The following is a 2685-nucleotide window of genomic DNA, read 5'->3' as shown; positions in this document are numbered from 1 at the left end:
CGACGTCTTCTTCCAGCAAAAGTGTTACCGGAAGATCCGCGAGATCATGGAGCGCGGGGTGACGTTCCTTTTTGTGTCCCACGACCACGTCGCCCTACAGAACCTTTGCGACCGGGGGATCATCCTGGACCAGGGCCACGTCACCTTTGAAGGGCCGGCGGAACAGTGCGCGCACAAGTACATGCGACAGGCCTACTGTTTGTCAGAGGAGAATCAGAGAGACGCCGATACCTCCCAGCCGATGGTCGACCTTTCCCGGCCGGAACCGAAACACGGGCGAAGCCGGCGAGTGGTAACCCGGGAATCGCGCGACGCCATCCTGGCCGGAAACATCCTGCACACGGCGAAGACGCGGCACGGCGAGAGGCGGCTGGAATTGCAAGCGGCGGCATTTACGGACCAGGCGGGCCGGCCGCTGGCCACGATCGCGATGTGCGACGAGGGTTACCTGTCCATGATCGTGCGCATGAATGAAGGGATCAATGACCCCGAGGTGGCGCTGCGCCTGATCGACCGGCTCGGCAACACCGTGTTTTGTACCTGCAACAGCTCGTTGCGCCAGCAGTTCGGCGAACTGCACGCCGGTGATGAACTCGGGATCAGGTTCAGGATAAAATTTTCGGTCGATCCCGGCCACTACACCTTTACCCTGGAAACCGGCAAACAGGCGTCTGACCGGCCGAACATGGGCGTCTACTTCGACGTGGTTGAAGGGGTCGGGCCGATCCAGGTTTATGACCCGGTGCCGGACGAAGTCAGGCCGTTTTACGGGATGGCGCAACTGCCGTGCGAGCTGGAGAGATTTTAAATGAACTTCGATTTCCTGAAGCGCTGGGGGCGCCGGCGCCCCGTGATCCCGCCGGCTGAGCCCCTGTCTCCGGAGGATCGCTCAGCGGCGGAACTGCACGCGCCGAAGCTGCGGGACGGGACCTTGGTCATCACCCATGCGGAAATCTGCAATCGCCAGGGCGTAGGGGCCTTGCTGGCGAAAATCTTTGCCGGTACGCCCGAGCTGCTGGTGTTTTATTCCCGCAACTATTTCGAGGGGGACTGCTTCGGTACGGCGACGCATCACCTCCCGCATCCCGATCACGACCTTGCGGGAGCCAGGGAGCGGGTTGGCGCGCGGCTGCAGGGACACCGGATCAACCGGATTTTTTGCGTTCCTTTTTACCCCGATGACGCGCTCTCGGCGCTTGCCGCTGCGGACCTGACCGGCGCACCCCTGGTCACCTACGTCATGGATGACCAGAACCTGTTTGTGCAGGGCATTCCTGACGAGCTGATGGGAAAGTTGCTCAACCGGTCGAACCTTTGCTTCGCGATTTCAGACGTGCTGCGCACCGGTTACCGGGAGAAATACGGAAAAGATTTCTGGATCATTCCGCCCGTCAACAGCGCACGGCTGTTTGCTCCGGCCGATTTTCAAGGGCCGGCAAACCGGCCGCCGCGGGGCGTGATCATCGGGAACGTCTGGAGCTTGGAAATCCTGCAGCAGCTGCGGGCAGTGATCAGGAGCTCGGGCCTGAAGGTCGATTGGTTCGGCAACGCCGGCAAACCTTTCATTCAATTGGAGGAAACGGAGCTTGCAACGGAAGGGATTACCTTGCACCCCAACCTGACGGATGAACCGCTGGTAGCCGAGCTGCGCCGCTTCGACTATGCGGTCATGCCCAGCGGCACCCTGACCGGGGGCCTGGAACACGACTGGCTGTTCCGTGCGAGTCTGCCGTCCCGCCTGATCTACCTACTGACTGCCGCACACCTGCCCTTGCTTGTGCTCGGCGATCCGGAGACCGCCGCCGGGCGGTTCGTGACCAGGCTCCGGCTCGGTACGGCGGTACCCTATAAGCCGGAGGCATTCCGCCGGGCCGTGGGTGAACTTACCGACCCTTCTCGCGCCACGATCACCCGGGCTAACGCCGCGCGGCTGACTCCGGTTTTTGCTTCCGAAGGCGTGTCGGACTGGGTTTGGCGATCGGTCGTGAAAGGGCAACCGGCTGATGAGCGTTACGAGAATTTATTTGCCGCGTTGCACGATCCCGTGACCGCGTAACGTCACCAGGGCCGGTTTGCCATATGCAAGACAGTTTCAGGAACCGAATCACCTCCCTCGCTCAGCAGGCTCTGGCGATCGACGACGTCCGCAACAAGCTCGACCGGGTCATCGGTTACACCGAGAGAATCCCGCCGGTGGAGGCGGGTATTTACCGGCTCCAAGGGCAAATCGACGAACTTAAACAGCAACTCCTGAAAGTTTACGACATGCTCGACAGCGTGCACGCACGCGCACGGCGGGCGGATGATGAGTTGCTCAAACTGCTGGAAGCCGTCGAACGGCTGCACGTCCGGACGCTAAGCGGGGGGCTGCAGGTCGCCGATATGCCCGCCAACTTAGCCGCGCGCCGGTTCGAGGATCGCTTCGCCCACAGCGAACCCGAGTACTACCTGGCTGCGTTTCTGTATAACTTTTTACCGAACCGGGTGTTGCTGGATGTCGGCGCAAATGAGGGCGAATACACGCAGGTGACCGCGGACGCGGGGTATCGCGTTTTCGCCTTTGAGCCGTTTCCCGAGGCATACCGGAAGCTCGAGGCCCGGTTTGCCGGCCGCGAAAACGTTGCCGCGTTTAACTTCGCCCTGGGCGCGGCGGAAACCACGCTCCCCTTTTACGTGGCGGTTGAA

General features: G+C 61.6%; 3 protein-coding genes. All 3 read left to right on the top strand.

Going from position 1 to position 2685, the window contains the following annotated elements; all coding sequences use genetic code 11:
- Nucleotides 1-808: Wzt carbohydrate-binding domain-containing protein (locus JO015_20240; protein MBW0001431.1), on the top strand; the 808-nt coding region annotated here is incomplete at its 5' end.
- Nucleotides 809-2056 (top strand): hypothetical protein, encoded by a 1248-nt coding sequence (locus JO015_20235; GenBank protein ID MBW0001430.1) that lies wholly within the window; start codon nt 809-811, stop codon nt 2054-2056. It begins immediately after the preceding gene.
- Between the two features lie 23 nt (nt 2057-2079).
- A partial coding sequence (locus JO015_20230) for an FkbM family methyltransferase (protein MBW0001429.1) occupies nt 2080-2685 on the top strand: 606 nt, incomplete at its 3' end.

This window comes from Verrucomicrobiota bacterium (assembly GCA_019247695.1).
GTDB lineage: Bacteria > Verrucomicrobiota > Verrucomicrobiia > Chthoniobacterales > JAFAMB01 > JAFBAP01.
Note: the sequence above shows the minus strand (reverse complement) of the source record. Positions and strands in the feature narration are given on the sequence as shown.